The following is an 18771-nucleotide window of genomic DNA, read 5'->3' on the forward strand; positions in this document are numbered from 1 at the left end:
ATATGGATCTGATGCAGCTCGTTTATACAATTTCATTTTTGGCCGTAGTGATCGCGTTTGCATATGCGGTGTACCTGCATTTCTGGGTGAAAAGACAGCCTGCGGAGAATCAGAAGATTCTTGAAGTATCTGGCTTGATTCATGCGGGCGCCAACACCTTCATGCGGAAGGAATATCTGATTCTGGCCAGGTTTGCGGGAGTGGCGGCGGTGCTGATCCTGGTTTTCCTGCCTGCCCCCATCTGGAATGGGAATATTGCGGATAATCTTTCCATGGTTATCGCGTATCTGGCTGGAACCGTCCTGTCGGCTATTGCCGGAAAGATGGGAATCGTGGTGGCGACGCAGGCCAACTCGCGGGCGGCGGAAGGCGCGCAAAAGGGCCTGAAGCCGGCGTTTCTGATTGGGTTCCGCGGCGGAGCGGTGATGGGCCTGGCTGTGGTAGGCTTCTGCCTGCTGGGTGTGATGGCAGTGCTGATGATTACGGGGGATGCCTCGATTCTTCTGGGCTTTTCTTTTGGAGCCAGCTCCCTGGCGCTCTTTGCCAAGGCGGGCGGCGGAATCTTTACAAAGACTGCTGATGTGGCGGCTGATCTGACGGGTAAGGTAGAGCTGGGGATTCCGGAGGATGATCCCCGGAACCCGGCTGTTATCGCGGATAATGTGGGAGATAACGTGGGCGACGTGGCCGGCATGGGCGCGGATCTCTTTGATTCCAATGTGGCGGCTATGGCTTCGGCCCTTGTCATGGCGCAGGCGCTGGACGGAGGCATCGGCGTCAACAGTGCGGTGGTATTCTGCTATGCGGCGATTGGCCTGCTGGCTTCTATTATCGGAATCGCCTGCGCGCGTGTGGGCAAGAACGGAAATCCCACGCAGGCGCTCAATTCTTCGACCTATTCGACTACCCTGCTGTTTATCATTCTGACCGGGGCGGCGACCTGGTTCCTGGACGGCTTCGAGTGGAGAATCTGGGGAGCCTCCGCGATCGGACTTGTAGTAGGCGTGGTTATCGGCATTACGACAGATTATTTTACAGATGACAGCAAGCCGATTGTCCGGAAGGTGGCGCATGCGTCCCAGTCCGGTTCGGCGTTTACGATACTATCCGGCATTTCCTATGGATTTATTTCAGCGCTTCCGGCTATGGTGGGAATCGCGGTTTCCGCTTTGGCGGCTTATAAGCTGTGCGAGCCGCTGGGCGAGGGCTATGCGCTGTTCGGCATTGCGATGGCGGCAGTCGGCATGCTTTCCATCGTTGGTATGATCATCAGCAACGATGCCTACGGTCCTATCGTTGATAATGCGAGAGGCCTGGCGGAGATGGGAGGTCTTGGTGAAGAGACGATCCGCGTGGCGGATGAGCTGGACAGCGCCGGCAATACGGTAAAGGCTGTGACGAAGGGATTTTCCATTGGCGCAGCGGGACTTACGGTGATTTCCCTTCTCGGGGCCTATATGTCAGAGGTCAACGTGTCTCTGGCTGCGCTTGGAAAGGAATTGATTACCGGCTTTGATATCATGGATCCGACCGTATTTTTCGGCATCCTGATCGGCGCGGCTGTCCCGGCAGTGTTTTCGGCCATGCTGATGCTGGGCGTAGATAAGAACGCGCAGAAGATGGTGGCGGAGATTCGGCGGCAGTTCAACGAGATCGTGGGGCTGAAGGAAGGAAAGGAAGGCGTAAAGGCAGATTACGATACCTGTATTAATATTGCGACGGAAGGCGCCCTGCATGAGCTGATTCCTGCGGGCCTGCTGGCGATTGTCGCGACGGTGCTCGTAGGCTTTATCGGCGGGCCGCTGGCTATCGGCGGCTTCCTGCTGGGGAATATTGTGAGCGGCCTTCTGCTGGCGCTGTTTATGTCAAACGCAGGCGGCCTCTGGGACAACTCGAAGAAATACATAGAGGCGGGCAATGAAGGCGGCAAGGGCTCCAGGGCCCACAAGGCTGCGGTTACGGGAGATACAGTCGGAGATCCCTTCAAGGATACGGCGGGGCCGTCTATCAATACACAGATTACGGTGGTATCTCTGGTCTCTTCCCTGCTGGCGTCTCTGTTTGCGGCGGTTTCGCTGTTTGGATAGGTGAGAAATGAAATACTGAGGGAATAAAGAAATCTCCCGCGCTGCAGTCTGCTTTGCAGCGCGGGAGATTTCTTTGCGTCCGGGGCCGGCGCTTATACTTTCGTTCCTGTTCATTTTCATTTCTGCTCAAAAGAAATGGTTCCTTCTTCCTCATTTACTGTATATGTTAAATCAAACAAGCTGCAGAAATCTTCCACAGTCACGCCTGCGCAGAAGGTGGCTGCTACCTGGATATCATCATCCGACGTGATCCAGGAAAGCTCGAGGGGTTCCCTGTTTTTTTCTATTTCAAGGCTGTGAATGGTGTTGTCATCGTATTCTGCTTTCATGCTCCAGGTGTTTTCCCCGATCTTCCAGGTGCTGGAATAAACGGATTCCCGGGCGGACGCTTCGTAGGAGCCGCCAAGCGCTCTCACATACTCCCGGATGATTAATGGGAAGCTCATATTGTCTGTTATGAGACCGATATCGATGACCATCATATAAGAATCCAGCTCTTTGCTGTACCAGCAGTATCTGTAATCGTCCGTGGTCAGCCCGTAGGGGCCATAAGGATTGTCGTTACTGTCATAGAGCATTTCCCGGCCGTTCAGGCGGATTGTATGCAGAGTGGATACGTGTCTGCCTGCGAGATATTCTTCCGGCACATCATCTCTGTCGATTTTGCCATCTACGTACAGCTGGGCATAGACTCCGGCCAGCCGGTCATAAAGCTCGCGCCTGCTGTTCTGCCCGGTGATACCGATGTCCGTCATGTTGACCCAGCTCTCATGAGCCTCCATTTCCACTTCCGAGCGGTGCCATACAAAGTGAATCGAAGCGAGAGGATTTTCTGTGAGAAATTCCGGCGGATTATAGGAAAGCTCCTGGCGGTATACCTGATCTGCCGCGAGCAGGGTGTCTACGGCGTTCTCAATATCCTGAAAGGAGAGCAGATAATACCAGCCGTATTCCGGCATGTAATGGCTGTCATGTTCCAAAACCTGCTTTAACTCATCCCGGTACAGGTCATGTACCACAGTTACATAATCACAGGAGAGGCTGCGGCTGTAAAACGGAGTCTGTGTAGCGTCAATCCAGATAGGAGACAGGAAGCTGTTTGCATGAAAGGTCAGATCACGCTTCAAGGTCCGGAATTCATATTCCATATTGTCCGGCGTTTCTTCGATCAGCTCTGTTCCTGTCAGCTCATAGGGCTCGGGGCAGATGGAATCCACATACTCCAGAACCCTTTCCTGCCCGTAGACGCTGCTGTCCTTGGTCAGACAGCCGGAAAGGCCGGAAATGAGAAGCAGAGTAACAAAGGAAAATAGTATATGTAACCGTAATCGCTTTTTCATCATGCAGAGCCCTCCAAAAAGCTGTCTGGGAATACCTGTATTGTAGCATAGGGAGGCGGTATTTTCTATCCTGTAAAGCCGATTCTTAAGATTTGTTTAATACTATTGACAAAGCTATATTATATGGCATATAGTATAAATATCTTATAATACTATACAGCATATAATATTATGCGATGTAAAGCAAGGACAAGGAGAGGATTGCATGGTATTTAACACAGGAGCGGCGCTCTTGGATGCAATCGTGCTGGCTGTTGTCTCCCATGACGCGGAAGGGACGTATGGATACAAGATTACCCAGGACGTCAGGCAGGCTATTGAGATATCCGAGTCAACCCTGTACCCGGTTCTCCGGCGTCTACAGAAGGATGGCTGTCTGGAGACCTACGATATGGAGTACGCGGGGAGAAACCGCAGATATTACCGGCTCACCGAGGCGGGAGCAGCCCAGCTGAATTTGTATACGAGCGAGTGGAAAAGCTATTCTGAAAAAATATCGAAGCTGTTCGAGGGGAGTGAGAAAAAATGAGCAGAAAGGAATTTATGGAAAGGCTGGAAAAGCTGCTGGAGGATATTTCTGACAGTGAGCGGGAAGAGGCCTTGCAATACTATAACGATTATTTTGACGATGCGGGAGTGGAAAATGAAGCAGAGGTGATTCGGGAGCTGGTAAGCCCTGAGCAGGTGGCGCAGAAGATAAAGGCCGGGCTTTCTGATTCGGCTGCTGAATTTTCCGAGCAGGGATACCGGGATACGCGGTTTGAATCCAGGGACGGGGAACTGTCTGCAGATCAGTCAGGACAGGAACCGAAGAAAAAAGAGACGAACTTCTGGAAGGTGCTGGCGATCGTGCTGCTCTGCATTCTTGCAGCGCCTGTGATCCTTCCTGTGTGCGGCGGAATCTTGATCGCTTTGATCGGCGCTGCGGCAGGAATTGTGGCGCTGATAGCAGGACTGGTGGCGGCGGGCTTCCTGATTTTGATAGCTGGAATCTTTGTCATCGGAATCGGAATTGCACAGGCTATGGCGACGCCGGCCGTAGGAATTGCCCTGGCAGGTACGGGCTGTCTTCTGACTGCCCTGGGAATTCTGCTTTCGTTTGTAACGGTGTGGTGCTGTATCAAAATCGTACCCTGGCTGATCCGGGGACTCGTAGGGCTGGTTAGCTATCCGTTCAGAAAGGCAGGTGCAAAAAAATGAAAGGATTTACAAGGTTTTGCCTGATTCTGGCGGGGGCGCTGGGCGTGATTGGACTTGCCGGCATCGGCATCGGGATGGCGCTGGGTGCAAGACCCGCACAGTTTCTGGATCTGGCACATTATGATGGCAGCATTTTTCATTGGCTGGATAACCGGACAGAAAGACTGTCCGGCTGGATAGACAGCTGGTCTGACGGCGTGGATGACAGCGTAGAGCAGTGGTCGGATGACATGGGAGAGGATATAGACAGCTGGAGTGAAGAATTGGAAGAGGATATAGACAGCTGGAGTGAAGAGCTGGATGAGAATGTAGAGAACTGGAGCAATGGCTGGGAGCATCATTTAGAAGGCGGCTGGGAGAGGGAAGGAGGACATAACAGCTGGAGCAGCGCAGGTCCCGTGCAGATTCAGCCGCCCTCCGGGGAGGGCATAGATTCCTTTGAGGACAGCTTTGACGCCAGGGATGTGAAGAAGATCGAGATGGATTTGCACTTTGCAGTGCTTCATATTATTTCCGGAGAGGAGGACGGGAGCATTCAGCTGAGCGGCCGTAATGCGCGGAGTTATTTTGAAAGCCGGCTGGACGGGAGCACGCTGAAGCTGGTGGATGAGCGTACGCATGCGCAGTATCAGAGAGACCAGGCCCTGGAGCTGGAGCTCGTGATCCCGGCACGGCAGTTTGAAGTGATTGAGCTGGATCTGGGAGCGTCGGATGCGCATATTGAGTATCTGCAGGCAGACCGGGTGAAAATAGACGTGGGAGCCGGCCTTCTCGCCGCAGACAGCCTGATAGGAAATGAAGTAGTGGTAGACTGCGGTGTGGGAAGCAGTACGGTAGATTCCCTGGATGCGCAGAAAAACGCGAAGCTGGATGTGGGAACCGGAGAACTGACGGTAAATCATTTTACAGGCGGGGATTTGGAGCTGGACTGCGGCGTGGGAACGCTGGACGTGACTGCGGCAGGAAATGAGGCGGATTATAATTACAGCCTGGACTGCGGAATCGGTACAATCCGGCTGGGCTCTTCAAGCTATTCCGGGCTGGACAGGAGCAAAACCATAGACAACAGGGCTGATAAACAGGTACATGCGGACTGCGGAATCGGTATGATTTCCCTGGATTTTGAGTAAAGCAGGGCCTGAGGAAGCATTCCCTTTTCTAATAATGGAATATAGAAGGTATGTAATTTCAGCTTGAAAATTTATGACATTGATAGACAGAAGGAGGAATCATTTATGGAATCAAAGAAGCTGTATCGCTCAGCTGTGAATAAGACTATCTGCGGCGTATGCGGAGGAATCGGAGAATATCTGAATATTGATCCTACGGTAATCCGTCTGATATGGGTGCTGGCAGCCCTGCCAAGCTGCGGGACTGCGCTGCTGGTCTATATCATAGCAGCGGTGGTTATGCCGGATACGCCGAGAGTATGAGAATGTAAATGCGGCATATCCTATCTTTTGTGGCGCTTTCAAGGGGGGAAGCCACAGAAAAACAGGAAATGGGGTATAGACAATGAAATTTTTATTTGCTTCAGATTCGTTTAAGGGAACACTGTCTTCCAGGCGGACGGCGGAGCTTCTGACACAGGCTGCGGAAGAGATTTTCCCCGGCTGTGAGTGTGCTGGACTGGAGGTCGCGGACGGCGGCGAGGGGACGACGGAGGCTGTACTCTCCGCTGTGGACGGACGAAGGATTCCGGTTTCGGTAAAGGGTCCGCTGTGGGAGCAGCGGGAGGCCTTCTACGGAGCCCTGGATGAGAACCGGGCCGTCATGGAGATGGCGGAGGCATCCGGGCTCCCCCTGGTTCCGAAAGAGCTGCGGGATCCGAGAAACACCACGACCTTTGGAACGGGAGAGATGATCCGTGATGCCATCGACAGGGGATTTCGCGATATCTCCATCGCGATAGGCGGTTCAGCTACAAACGACGGCGGGATTGGCTGCATGCGTGCGCTGGGCGTGCGTTTCCTGGATGAAAGCGGACAGGAGCTTCGGGGCTGCGGAGCCGATCTGATAAAGATACGGACGATCGACTGCTCCGGGCTGGATACAAGAATCAAGGAGAGGAAAGTACGTTTCACGGTGATGTGCGATGTGAAAAATCCGCTGTGCGGCGCGGATGGCGCTGCCTATACGTTTGGAAAGCAGAAGGGCGGAACCCCGGAGATGCTGGACGAGCTGGAAGCAGGAATGCAGAATTACCGGGATCTTCTGCTGCAGGAATTCGGCGTCAATATGGACGAGGTTCCCGGCGCCGGCGCAGCCGGAGGACTGGGAGCGGCGCTGACAGCTTTTTTAAACGCAGAGCTGAAGTCCGGAATCGAGACGGTTCTGGATCTGATAGGATTTGAAGAGAAGCTGCAGGGAGTCTCTCTCGTCGTCACCGGAGAGGGGAGAGCAGACTGGCAGTCCGTATTCGGTAAGGTGATGCAGGGAGTGGGAAGCCGCTGCCAGCGCATGGGAGTGCCTGCGGTCGCTATCGTAGGAAGCATGGGAACCGGGGCAGAGCAGATTTTTGACCATGGAATCGAATCCATCATGACCACTGTAAACGGAATCATGCCGCTGGAAGAAGCCATGGAGCGGGCGGAGGAGCTGTATCTGGGCGCTGCGCGGAGGATGTTCCGGATGCTGAGAGCTGCGAGAGGATTGTGAAAACCGCTGCAGAGCTGCAGGAAGGCTGTGAAAACCAGCCATGGAGGCATGAGAAAGCTGTGAGAATCGGTTGCGTCCGCAGGGGAACTTTGCTATACTTAAGAAGCACAGCGAAAGGCGGAATGGCTTGGGACGGCAGCTGCAGGCTGCGCCGGCGCCGTCTGTCCTTTGGCGGAATTTAAAATAGAAAGAGGTGGGAAAATGGTAGAACTGGATCAGTTTAAATATACGCTGAACGGCTATCAGGGACCATTGGTGGAATTGAGGGATTCACTTTGACCTGGCTGAAAAGGCAAAGCGAATCGAAGAATTAGAAAGAGAGATGGAGGCTCCGGGCTACTGGGACAATCCGGAAAAATCCCAGGAGGGTATGAAGGAGCTGAAAAATCTGAAGGATGAGGCGGAGGACTACGCGGCCCTCCAGCAGCAGTACGAGGATATCGAGACTCTGATTGAGATGGGAAATGAGGAAAACGATCCCTCTCTGATTCCGGAGGTTGAGCAGGAGCTGGCCAGCTTCGCCGCGAAGCTGGATTCCATGACCATCAAGACTTTGCTTTCCGGGGAGTATGACAGAAATAATGCGATTCTGAAGCTGAACGCAGGTGCAGGCGGAACCGAGAGCTGTGACTGGGCAGGCATGCTGTACCGGATGTACACCCGCTGGGCCGAGCATAAGGGCTTTTCTGTGGAGGTCCTGGATTATCTGGACGGCGACGAGGCAGGCATTAAGTCCGTGACCTTCCAGGTAAACGGCGAGAATGCGTACGGGTATCTGAAATCAGAGAAGGGTGTGCACCGTCTGGTCCGCATTTCTCCATTCAATGCCCAGGGAAAGCGGCAGACCTCCTTTGTGTCTCTGGACGTCATGCCGGAGCTCAATGACGATATCGACATTGAAATCCGGGATGAGGATCTGCGCATCGACACCTACCGCTCCAGCGGCGCAGGCGGGCAGCACATCAACAAGACCTCTTCGGCGATCCGAATCACGCATCTTCCTACAGGAATCGTGGTTCAGTGCCAGAACGAGCGCTCCCAGTTCCAGAATAAGGACAAGGCCATGCAGATGCTGAAGGCTAAGCTTTATCTTCTGGAGCAGCAGAAAAATTCGGAAAAGCTTTCTGATATCCGCGGTGAAGTCAAGGAGATCGGATGGGGGAACCAGATACGGTCTTATGTGATGCAGCCATATACGCTTGTGAAGGATCACCGTACCGGTCAGGAGATCAGTAATGTGAACGCGGTTCTTGACGGCGGCATCGATCCCTTTATCAATGCATATCTGAAATGGATCAATACGAAAACTGACGAGAGCTGAGAGAGGATTGCAGGCGGAAGCGTATTTTCCGCTTGCAATCTCTGTTTAAATATGCTACTATCTTTCGTGTGAATCCACACAGGAAACACAAATGTTTCTGGATGGCGAACACGGAGGAGTAAGATGTCAGAAAAAAGCAAGTATTTTGTTGTAAAGCAGAAGGCTGTGCCGGAAGTGCTTCTGAAGGTGGTGGAGGCGAAAAGGCTCCTGGAGTCCTCGAAGGCCATGACCGTACAGGAGGCTGCGGAGAAGGTTGGGATCAGCCGGAGCTCCTTCTATAAATATAAGGATGATATTTTTCCGTTTCATGACAATTCGAAGGGGAAAAGTATCACTTTTATTTTGCAGATGGATGATGAGCCGGGACTGCTTTCCATGGTTTTAAAGACGATTGCGGATTTCAGGGGCAATGTGCTGACGATTCATCAGACGATTCCGATCAACGGGGTGGCGTCTCTGACGCTGACGGTGGATCTTCTGCCGATCACAAAGGACGTATCGTCGATGATCGAGCACATCGAAAGCCAGCCGGGCATTCATTATCTGAAAATACTGGCACAGGAGTGAGAAAAGCACAGAAGCGAGAAAAGCAAAGGAGTGTAGAGAAAATGGTTCAGATTGCAGTGATGGGCTACGGAACCGTAGGTTCCGGTGTGGTCGAGGTTCTGAATACGAACCAGGCCAGCATCAATAAACGAGCAGGCGATGAGATCAATATTAAATATGTACTGGATCTCCGGGATTTTCCGGGTGATCCGGTGGAATCCAAGCTGATTCATGATTTTGAGACGATTGTAAACGACCCGGAGATCAAGATCGTAGTGGAAGTGATGGGAGGCGTGGAGCCGGCCTACACTTTCACCAAGCGGTGCCTGGAGGCAGGCAAGAGCGTGTGCACCTCCAACAAGGAGCTGGTGGCCCGCCACGGAGCGGAGCTTCTGGAGATTGCCAGGGAGAGAGAGCTGAATTACCTGTTTGAGGCCAGCGTAGGCGGCGGGATTCCGATTATCCGGCCCTTGAATTCTTCTCTGACCGCAGATGAGATTACCGAGATCACCGGTATTCTAAACGGAACGACGAATTATATTCTGACGAAAATGAGCTACGGCGGCACAGACTTTGATACGGCGCTGAAGGACGCTCAGGCGAAGGGCTATGCAGAGCGCAATCCGGAAGCAGATGTGGAAGGCTACGACGCCTGCCGCAAGATTGCGATTCTGACCTCCCTGGTCAGCGGCCGCCAGGTAGATTTTGAAGATATATACACGGAAGGCATCACAAAGATTACAGCAGAGGATATCAAATATGCGAAAAAGATGGGACGCGCCGTGAAGCTGCTTGCCATGAGCAAGAAGGAGGACGGAAAGTTCTTTGCGATGGTGGCGCCCTTCCTGATTAATGAAATGCATCCCCTTTACAGTGTAAACGGCGTATTCAACGCGATTTTCGCCAAGGGAAATGTGCTGGGCGACGTGATGTTTTACGGAAGCGGAGCAGGAAAGCTGCCGACGGCGAGCGCAGTGGTAGCCGACGTAGTGGATGCGGCAAAGCATCTGCACCGCAGTATCATGACCTTCTGGAGTACAAAGAAGCTGGAGCTTACAGATATCAGCAACGCGAAGAGGCGCTTCTTTGTCCGTGCGAAGGGCGACGGCCAGGCGGATGCTATCCGCATGGCAGAGCTTTTCGGGCCGGTGGAGCTGGTAAACGCAGATCTGGAAGGCGAGTTTGGTTTTATCACCGGAAAGCTCACAGAGGCGGAATATCAGGAATGTGCGGCGAAGACGGACGCGATCATTCACATGATCCGCGTGGAAGGATAGGCGCGCTATGAAATATGTGATTGTTCTTGGAGACGGCATGGCGGACGAGCCCATTCCGGAGCTTGGCGGCCTTACGCCGCTGGAATATGCGAAGACGCCGGAGCTTGACGCGCTGGCAAAGGCTTCAGAGATCGGCCTGGCTTATACGATTCCGGAGGGCATGAGCCCTGGGAGTGATACGGCGAACCTCTCTGTGCTGGGCTATGATCCGAAGAAATACTATACAGGGCGCTCTCCTCTGGAGGCATTGAGCATCGGCGTGGATATGAAGCCGGATGACGTGGCTCTCAGGACAAATCTGATTACCGTCTCAGATGGGGATGAGCCCTATGAGGAAAAGACAATTCTTGACCACAGCTCCGGGGAAATCAGCACAGAGGATGCGGCTGTTCTGCTGGACGCGGTCCGGGCAGAGCTGGAGGATGATATCTATCACTTTTATGTGGGAACGAGCTATCGTCATCTGCTGATCTGGGAGAAGGGCAGCGTCGTGCCGCTCACCCCTCCACATGATGTGCTGGGACAGAAGGTGGGAGCGTATCTTCCTGCAGACGAGAAGCTCCGGGAGATGCAGAAAAAGAGCTATGAGATTCTTTCCCGCCATCCGATTAATCTGGAACGGAAGAGGAAGGGGCTGAATCAGGCAAATTCCTGCTGGTTCTGGGGAGCGGGCACACGGCCTGCGCTTGTCTCCTTTGAGGAAAAGAACCAGAAGAAGGGGGCCATGATTTCCGCGGTCGATCTGCTGAAGGGAATTGCAGTGGGCTCCGGAATGACGAATATCCAGGTGGAAGGCGCCAACGGCCAGCTTCATACCAATTATGAGGGCAAGGCCCAGGCTGCTGCGGACGTGCTTTTGAAGGACGGCTTCGACTTTGTCTACGTGCATGTGGAAGCGCCGGACGAGATGGGACACCAGGGAAGCTGGGAGAGAAAGGTGCAATCGATCGAATATCTCGATCAGCGCCTGATCCGGAACCTGAAGGCGGCGCTGGACGCTTCAGGGGAAGCATACCGGATGATGGTGCTTCCGGATCACCCCACACCGGTAAGGGTCCGGACTCATACGGGAGAACCGGTTCCCTTCCTGATTTATGACAGCAGAAAAGAATATGCAGGGCCGGAGGCGTACAGCGAGAAGGCGGCCCGGGAAGGCGGCCTGGTGGTATCCCGCGGCTGCGATCTCATCGACAGGCTGTTTGAGAAGGTCTGACACTCCGAAGCCAGCGGATTCGCCAAAAGGAATCTGGCGGAGGAAGCTGCAGGAGTTAAGCTACTATATAAAATGAGGAGAACAAATCTATGCTGATAGTGAAAAAGTTTGGCGGAACCTCCGTGGGAGACAAGGAGCGCATTTTTAATGTGGCAAGAAGATGCGCGGAGGACTTTAAAAAGGGCAACGACGTCATTGTCGTGCTTTCCGCGATGGGAAAAACCACAGATGAACTGATTGCGAAGGCGAAGGATATCAATCCGGATCCGCCCAAGCGGGAGCTGGATATGCTGCTCACCACCGGCGAGCAGGTATCTGTGGCCCTGATGGCCATGGCCTTTGATACCATGGATATTCCGGCGGTATCTCTGAACGCTTTCCAGGTTGCGATGCACACCACCCGGGTGCACGGAAACGCCCGCTTAAAGCGCATCGATACGGACCGTATCATGCATGAGCTGGAGCATCGGCGCATCGTCATCGTCACCGGATTCCAGGGCGTAAACAAGTACGACAACTACACGACGCTGGGCCGCGGCGGTTCTGACACGACAGCAGTGGCGCTGGCGGCGGCGCTGCACGCAGATGAGTGTGAGATTTACACGGACGTGGACGGTGTATATACGGCGGATCCGAGAGTGGTTCCGAAGGCCCGCAAGCTGGATGAGATTACCTATGACGAGATGCTGGATCTGGCGACGCTGGGAGCCGGCGTGCTCCATAACCGCTCGGTAGAGATGGCAAAGAAATATGGCGTACAGCTCGTGGTACGCTCGAGCTTAAATGATCACGAAGGAACAATCGTTAAGGAGGAAACAAGTGTGGAGAGAATGTTAATCAGCGGAGTAGCGCTGGACAGAAATACAGCCAGAATTTCAGTGATTGGCCTGAAGGACGAGCCGGGTATGGCGTTCCGTCTTTTCAACCTGCTGGCAAAGGAAAATATCAATGTGGATGTTATCCTGCAGTCTATCGGACGTGAGAACAGCAAGGATATTTCCTTTACCGTATCCCGTGACGACGCAGATACGGCAGTGAAGCTCATCGAGGGCAATATGAGCCGCCTTGGCGGAAAGGGAATCTCCTGCCGCAAGGATGTGGCAAAGGTGTCCATCGTGGGAGCCGGCATGATGTCCAACCCGGGCGTAGCGGCAAAGATGTTTGAAGCCCTTTACAACAACAACATCAATATCAACATGATTTCTACCTCTGAGATCCGTGTGACGGTTCTGATTGATGAGAGAGACGCAGAGCGCGCAGTGAATGCGGTGCATGACGCGTTTGGCCTGGAGGAGTAAAGAAATAAAAGTTTTAATTTGTGGCACCTGCAGTGCTGTGTTGAAACACTGCAGGTGCTGTGAAGTTTTTAAAGCTCTGTCTTTATTTTTGTTGAAGAGGTGACAGTTCCAAATTTGGGAATGATATATTGGATTTCGAATTGGTGCATCTCTTCTGTAAATGATTCACAGCAGTCTTCCACCACATGGATTTGATATCCTAGTTCAGCTCCATATCGAGCAGTGCTGTCTACAACAAAATTTGTTGCGCAGCCAGTCAGATATAAATGGCGGATATTTTTGGCGCGGAGAATTTGGTCCAGATTAGTATAGGAAAAAGCGCTGGTATTTACATTTTTGATGACAAGATCTTTTTCTTTAGGTTGAATGATTTCTGGATTTGCAGCGCCCCAAGTGCCAGCGAGAAATGCATTAGCGTTTCTTGAATCAATGCATATGGGAAGATTGGCTTCTCCTAGTTCCGGGTATCCTTCTTTGAATTCATTGTTAATATAGATAACCAGCATACCTGCTTTTCGGCAGAAGTCAGCTAAATCAGAAATGATATTTAATGTGCGGTTTGCCTCGATTTGTTTATAAACACCTGAATGACTGTAAAGGCCATCTGGGTGAACAATATCATTTTGACAGTGCATGATAAGCAAAGCACATTCTTTAGAATTCATAATAATTCTCCTTTTAAGATATTTTTTCCGGAAACGTCTGAGCGGATCCTAACAGGTATCCATCATACATCCCCAAATTTTCAGATGCAGTGAAGGCTCCATTCAAAACGGGCCGAAGTGTTTCCCATAAAGTCTCCATAGACGTTTTTTCTTTGATTGTAAAATCTATTTCTTCCATACAGGCTTCCGATATATATTCTGGAATCAGAATCAGTGCAGGGGCAATAGCGGTTCCAATTACAAAGTGTCCATTAGAGGGGAGCATGACTAAATGTGCACCGCTGCAGATGAGATCCAGTGCCTGGTCGATGGGGCATGTAGCAGCAATACCGGTTTCCGCATGCCGATCCTGCAGGGGGTCTACAAGCCAGAGACCACAGCAATCTGGAATTTGGGAAATTTTCAGTACTCCTTGGAATGCAAAAGGTATGTTCTTCAGAACTGCAGCTTTAAAGTGTGAGATTTCTTCTTCGCTTTTTAGGCTTTGGAAAGTCTGCATAGATTGGGCGGTCAGGAAATCCTGCAGGTTCAAGAGTACCGAGCAGCAGGCGGCCTGAGCGCTGCTCAAAAGCTGGGGCAGGCAGCTTGAAAGTATGTGTGAAAATGTGGGGAGCCCTCCGTTTGTAAGCCCGATAATAAGGCGTGAGCTGGGCAGGGGCTTTCGAGGCAGAAATTTTATCTCAGTCCAAAGCTCCTGGAGAAGCGAAAGCCCAATTTCTATGGAACGCGAAGTTCCATAATTTTGATCCATCAGTATCCGAGCTGGTTTCCTGTGCTTCTCAGCATAGTTTAAGAGAAGATTCCCCTGAATAAATTCACAGCCATGGCCAACGATAAGAACAGCGCCCACATTCCCGTGAGCGATAAGTCTCAGCATTCGGTAAATGATAATTTGGTTGTCGAAGCAGCTGCCGTTTCCGATTACCTGAACAGGAATATCTTTTGGCGCTGCGCGGCAGATTTGCTGTGCAACAAAAGCAGAACAGTTGACAGTATATAAAATAAGTATGGAGTTTCGAATGCCGATTTGTCCATCGGCTCTTTCGTAGCCGGAAAAGAAAAGGTCATCCATAAATGATACCTCCTGTGTATGGTGCTATCTGAGAAAACTGTTTTTCATGGTTGATAAAACCATCGCGATGTCCGAGGGCTTCACCCTTTGAGAGCTGCCCGTTTATAGTTTGAAGAACCAGTTCTAACAGAGCATCCGCCAATTCGTCCGGATTCTTCTCTCCGTAAAGCATCGGGCTGGCATCGAAATCAATATCGTTACTGAGGCGGGAGTAGGTCTCCCGGTTTCCGGTGATTTTAAGTGTAGGTGTAACAGGAGTATTAATCAGGTGGCCGCGGCCGCTTGTGAGAATATTTAAAATCGTACCGCAGCAGGGATAGACCAGCAGGCTTGTGGCATCTTCACTGATATAAGGCCCGCATCCTTCTTCTGTATCGCTCATAGAATCCATGAGCCAAAGTCCCGGTTTCTTTGGAATCTGCCCGATTTTAACCACACCCTGAATTGGCCGGGAACCGCTTTTGCTCACAGTTCCCATGCTTTTTTCTTCAATAGTAGTCAGGCCTCCTTTCATATTTCCGGGAGTAATAAAAAACTGATTATGCTCTTTAGAATATTTCAAAAATTTATCATAAGTACAGGAAATTTCTCTGGCGGCCTCTGCCGTTTGGCAGCGGGAGATCAGATAGTCCTTAAGGCCGACAGCTTCATACATTTCTTCGAATAAAACAGTACTTCCCAGATCAACCAGCATATCAAACAGGCGGCCTACTAATGGATTGGCTGATATGCCGGAAGTAAAGTCTGAACCGCCGCACTCTGCTCCGATGATTAAATCAGAAAAACGCAGAGGCTGAGAAGGATTGACAGACAGGGAAGCCAGCAGATCTTTGACGAGAAGAAGCCCCTGGTTAATAGAATTGGCAATACCTCGATTATGATCCAGCGAGAGTAAAGCTGCACACCGCCCTGACAACAGGGCCTCCTTCAACAGATTACTGCTGTCCAAACCTTCTGAGCTGTGGCTTACAATCAGCGCGCCTCCTATATTGGGATGTGTGAGATATTTTTTCAGTTTCATTTCCGTAAATGAGCTTGTGCAGTTACGTGTGAAGCCTAACACCTCAACGGTATTTGGAGAAAATGCCTGGGAAATTTTGCGGGCAGCAAATTCTGCACAGGGAGAAGTGTACAGAATCAAAAGGCGGTTACGGATTCCGATACGACCGTCTTTTCTTAAATACCCTGTGCCAATAGCCTGATTCTTTAAATGGCTGAAAGAGTTACGCGTCATTCCATATCCTCCCATAATTGATAATTCATATCTTCCGGTGCTGCTGTTCGGAAGTCGAAGGCTGCTGAACGCAAGTCGTACAGGCTTTTGGCGTTGTGAATATGCACACAGGAGCCTGCAGGAATGTTTTTTACTGCTTTTGCAATGGGAATTCCATATTTGTAAATAATGTCTCCTGCGGTGATATCAGCCAGAGACACCTTAAATCCAAAAGAAATTTTTTCGGTGGCTGCGACTGTATTTGATACAGGAGTGCCCAAAGGAATATCCTGAATAGCTGTACCAACATTATCTTTGGGGTTCAGAAAAATAACGGGGTAGAAATTAGAGTTTCTCAAGATTATTTTCACCTGCCTTTTTAAAGGGTATCAAAAAGCCGTCTGCATCAAATTCCATAGGCTGGGCTTCTGCAAGGAGTTCTATATCATTCCGCCCTTTAAGTTCCTGGTACAAAGCAGGGGAAACCTGTATATCATGGAGAGAAAGGGTGTTTTTTATCCTGGCAATGCGCATATTGGAAGGATCAGAGCCGATACAGGTTCGAATGGAGAGCAAGATAGCCTCTTTGTCAGTGTTCATGTACAGAGGGATTTTTGCTCCCTGAATGCCGTTAGAGGTGATCAGGTTTGTCCAGGTAGTGGACCAGTTGATGTGATTTAAACATTGGCGTGTAGTGATATCTGCAGCGCCTATGCCACATCCGTTTTCATGAGTATCTTCTGTTAAATCTGCTATGAAAAGACGTTTTAAATTCAGAATTTTGGAAAAATCCTTCTGAATTCCATTGGTACGTCCTGTTACATTGGGATCGGCTCCGAAGCCGCTGATTTCTTTTCCAATACGATCTATAATCAGCAGATCCAGATCGTGAAATTTGAATGCAGGTATTCGTTCTTTGGCTAATTGAAGCAGACGGGCGTCCAGTTCTAAAAGGTCTCTGCCAGGGGCTGCCTCAATGGCGCAAATTTCGTCATAAGCATTTTGAACGATTCCGATTGCTCCGATTACCGGGAATCTGTGAATAAATGTTTGAGCTGTCTGTGGAAGGTATTGGGGAAAGTGCTCGAAACCGAGCTTATGAAATGTGGAGGCGCCTTTGTGATTGGCAAGACCTATGGCAATCATTTTGGCAAGACCGCTTTCGTGTTCGGCGCGGAAATCAGTGTGTGGTTTGACCTTGTGCATGATGATAATTCCATCTGCAGAAGCGGCATACTCATCGCAGTAAAGAGGAAGATTTCCGTCCAGTGTTCCGTATTGTATGACTGACATGGTACTTAAAATAGGAGCGTTTACGGATTGCTCGGTGATCCCATAAGAGGCCAGAACTTCAAGCTGGCCTTTTGCATCGGCATTGCCATGACTGCCCATAGCAGGCACTAGAAAGGGGCTGGCTCCAAGTTCGCGGAGGTAATCACAGACAGTTCTGTAAATGAGCGGCATGTGAGGGATGCCGCGGCTGCCTGCAGTGATACAGATGCGTTTGCCTTGAAAAGAATCTATGTCCAATTTTTTAAGCTGTTGGATGATATGAGCTTTTAGATTGGATATTTTGAAGTTCGAATAATTTTGCCGTATGAGGTACATTGGAGGGATGAAAATATTTTCCATCCCTTCGATTTTTACATCATTCGGCGGGAAATAAATGTGCATTTGTGTCCTCCTTTTTTTCATTGTCCCTAAAATCACGAAAGATTTCACGAGTTTGATAAAGGTGGAGAAGAGCGTTGCTTCCCATATGAATCGAGAGAAGTATGTATAAAGTGTCTATGGTAGCCATTTGAATGAGCCTGGCGTACATTGCGTCGGAGAGCAGGCTCGTTTCGCGGGCTTTAGTTAGAAAAACTACATCTGAAAGCTTGCCGATGGTCGAGTTTTCAGTAGCAGTTAAAGAAATTACAGGAACTTTGTAAGCAGGCAGTTTATTTAACTGACGCACAATATCATAAGTTTTACCTGATACGGATACGCACAGGATAACATCACCCTGGTTGGGCTGGGATAAAAGTGCGGCGTTAATGTGAGAGTCGGGAGAATAGTGACAGTTAAGCCCCAGCTCCAGAAAGCGGAAATGAGCATAGTTGCAGATAGGAGCTGAGGCGCCATATCCAAGAAGAATTAAACGGCTGGCATTGCAGACCAGCCGAACGGCCTGTTCATAATCTTGATCCTTTTGCCGCTCCAGACAGGAGGATAAGGAGGCGATCGAATTGAAAATAGTTTTCTGACGTATATCCTGTACAGAATCATCAAGATGAATATCTTCCACTGAATGTGAAAAGGTATTTCCTGACAGGTCCTGTGCCAGCTGAAGCTTGAAATCCTGATAACTGTCAAAGCCTATCATTTTGTAGAAACGCACAATAGACGCTTCGCTCTTTACGCCTGTCAGCTGCGCCAGTGTGCTGATGGTTGACTGGAGTGTCTCGTCGGGATGTTCCAGGATATAATCAGCGATTTTACGGCGCTTATTGGTCATTGCTTCATAATTTGCCCGGATAAGAGAAAATATGGAGCTGGAAGAACCAGATTCATTTTGTATGGACTGCATATTATAAACCTCCTGTGGCTTTTATACTTATCAGGTGCTTACATTTTGTTCCATAAAATTATATCAGAGAGAGGTTATTTTTGTCAATGTAAGTCTGGAAAAAAGAAAAAAATTTTTTTACTAAATACAGCAAAATGCACAAAAATAATATTTTATCTATAAAATACTTGACAAATAATTCAAGACGTTACATAATTCAAATTACAAAAAGAAAAAAATTCCTAAATTAGGGGCGATGGAGAGACAAATTAGGAAAAAATTTTCTTTTTAAGCAATGAAGGTGGAAGAAAATTGGAAGGTTAGCAGGAG

The 18771-nt window shown here is 50.3% G+C and carries 18 protein-coding genes; 11 read left to right on the plus strand and 7 right to left on the minus strand.

Annotated features, from left to right (window positions below; genetic code table 11):
• The first annotated feature begins 2 nt into the window (after positions 1-2).
• A complete protein-coding gene (locus tag B5E77_RS08660; RefSeq protein WP_204248034.1) occupies positions 3-2087 on the plus strand; it encodes a sodium-translocating pyrophosphatase in 2085 nt (694 codons plus the stop codon).
• Between the two features lie 116 nt (positions 2088-2203).
• On the opposite strand, the gene B5E77_RS08665 is transcribed toward B5E77_RS08660, so the two are convergent.
• Complete coding sequence (locus B5E77_RS08665; protein WP_087164978.1) at positions 2204-3430, minus strand: hypothetical protein; 1227 nt, start codon at positions 3428-3430, stop codon at positions 2204-2206.
• Between the two features lie 202 nt (positions 3431-3632).
• Here B5E77_RS08665 and B5E77_RS08670 point away from each other — a divergent pair, with 202 nt between their 5' ends.
• From B5E77_RS08670 to B5E77_RS08720, 10 genes are all read left to right on the plus strand, one after another.
• The gene (locus B5E77_RS08670) at positions 3633-3956 is read left to right on the plus strand and encodes a PadR family transcriptional regulator (protein ID WP_087164979.1); all 324 of its coding nucleotides are present in this window, start codon (positions 3633-3635) and stop codon (positions 3954-3956) included.
• Positions 3953-4627 (plus strand): DUF1700 domain-containing protein, encoded by a 675-nt coding sequence (locus B5E77_RS08675; protein WP_087164980.1) that lies wholly within the window; start codon positions 3953-3955, stop codon positions 4625-4627. The genes B5E77_RS08670 and B5E77_RS08675 overlap by 4 nt, the downstream gene beginning before the upstream one ends.
• Entirely contained in the window at positions 4624-5757 is a 1134-nt protein-coding gene (locus B5E77_RS08680) for a DUF4097 family beta strand repeat-containing protein (protein WP_087164981.1), read from the plus strand. Before B5E77_RS08675 ends, B5E77_RS08680 begins: the two co-directional genes overlap by 4 nt.
• Positions 5758-5862: 105 nt before the next feature.
• Positions 5863-6060 carry a PspC domain-containing protein gene (locus tag B5E77_RS08685; protein ID WP_087164982.1) on the plus strand — a complete coding sequence of 66 codons (198 nt, stop codon included), beginning with the start codon at positions 5863-5865 and terminating at the stop codon, positions 6058-6060.
• Positions 6061-6142: 82 nt separating this feature from the next.
• Positions 6143-7285, plus strand: coding sequence for a glycerate kinase family protein (locus tag B5E77_RS08690; protein WP_087164983.1), 1143 nt, complete (start codon positions 6143-6145; stop codon positions 7283-7285).
• Between the two features lie 201 nt (positions 7286-7486).
• Positions 7487-8606, plus strand: a protein-coding gene (gene prfB, locus B5E77_RS08700) for a peptide chain release factor 2 (RefSeq protein ID WP_204248035.1) whose coding sequence is annotated in 2 segments (ribosomal slippage) — positions 7487-7549 and positions 7551-8606 — 1119 coding nt in all. Because the reading frame shifts where the segments join, the coding sequence is not laid out codon by codon here.
• A 123-nt stretch (positions 8607-8729) separates the two neighbouring features.
• Positions 8730-9173, plus strand: a complete 444-nt coding sequence (locus B5E77_RS08705) for an ACT domain-containing protein (protein ID WP_087164985.1) — start codon at positions 8730-8732, stop codon at positions 9171-9173.
• A gap of 41 nt (positions 9174-9214) precedes the next feature.
• Complete coding sequence (locus B5E77_RS08710) at positions 9215-10429, plus strand: homoserine dehydrogenase (protein ID WP_087164986.1); 1215 nt, start codon at positions 9215-9217, stop codon at positions 10427-10429.
• A gap of 7 nt (positions 10430-10436) precedes the next feature.
• Complete coding sequence (locus tag B5E77_RS08715; protein ID WP_087164987.1) at positions 10437-11642, plus strand: cofactor-independent phosphoglycerate mutase; 1206 nt, start codon at positions 10437-10439, stop codon at positions 11640-11642.
• An 89-nt stretch (positions 11643-11731) separates the two neighbouring features.
• The gene (locus B5E77_RS08720) at positions 11732-12940 is read left to right on the plus strand and encodes an aspartate kinase (protein WP_087164988.1); all 1209 of its coding nucleotides are present in this window, start codon (positions 11732-11734) and stop codon (positions 12938-12940) included.
• A gap of 68 nt (positions 12941-13008) precedes the next feature.
• On the opposite strand, the gene B5E77_RS08725 is transcribed toward B5E77_RS08720, so the two are convergent.
• The 6 genes from B5E77_RS08725 to B5E77_RS08750 are packed head-to-tail and all read right to left on the minus strand — an operon-like array spanning position 13009 to position 18462.
• Complete coding sequence (locus B5E77_RS08725; RefSeq protein WP_087164989.1) at positions 13009-13605, minus strand: cysteine hydrolase family protein; 597 nt, start codon at positions 13603-13605, stop codon at positions 13009-13011.
• Between the two features lie 13 nt (positions 13606-13618).
• Complete coding sequence (locus B5E77_RS08730) at positions 13619-14677, minus strand: UxaA family hydrolase (RefSeq protein WP_087164990.1); 1059 nt, start codon at positions 14675-14677, stop codon at positions 13619-13621.
• Positions 14670-15911 carry a UxaA family hydrolase gene (locus B5E77_RS08735; protein WP_162609673.1) on the minus strand — a complete coding sequence of 414 codons (1242 nt, stop codon included), beginning with the start codon at positions 15909-15911 and terminating at the stop codon, positions 14670-14672. The genes B5E77_RS08730 and B5E77_RS08735 overlap by 8 nt, the downstream gene beginning before the upstream one ends.
• Entirely contained in the window at positions 15908-16249 is a 342-nt protein-coding gene (locus B5E77_RS08740) for a UxaA family hydrolase (RefSeq protein ID WP_162609674.1), read from the minus strand. Before B5E77_RS08740 ends, B5E77_RS08735 begins: the two co-directional genes overlap by 4 nt.
• A complete protein-coding gene (locus B5E77_RS08745) occupies positions 16236-17564 on the minus strand; it encodes a hypothetical protein (protein WP_087164993.1) in 1329 nt (442 codons plus the stop codon). Before B5E77_RS08745 ends, B5E77_RS08740 begins: the two co-directional genes overlap by 14 nt.
• Entirely contained in the window at positions 17539-18462 is a 924-nt protein-coding gene (locus B5E77_RS08750) for a MurR/RpiR family transcriptional regulator (RefSeq protein ID WP_087164994.1), read from the minus strand. Before B5E77_RS08750 ends, B5E77_RS08745 begins: the two co-directional genes overlap by 26 nt.
• Between the last annotated feature and the right edge of the window lie 309 nt (positions 18463-18771).

The sequence above is a fragment of the Lachnoclostridium sp. An131 genome (assembly GCF_002160825.1).
In the GTDB taxonomy this organism is placed as follows: Bacteria; Bacillota; Clostridia; order Lachnospirales; family Lachnospiraceae; genus Laedolimicola.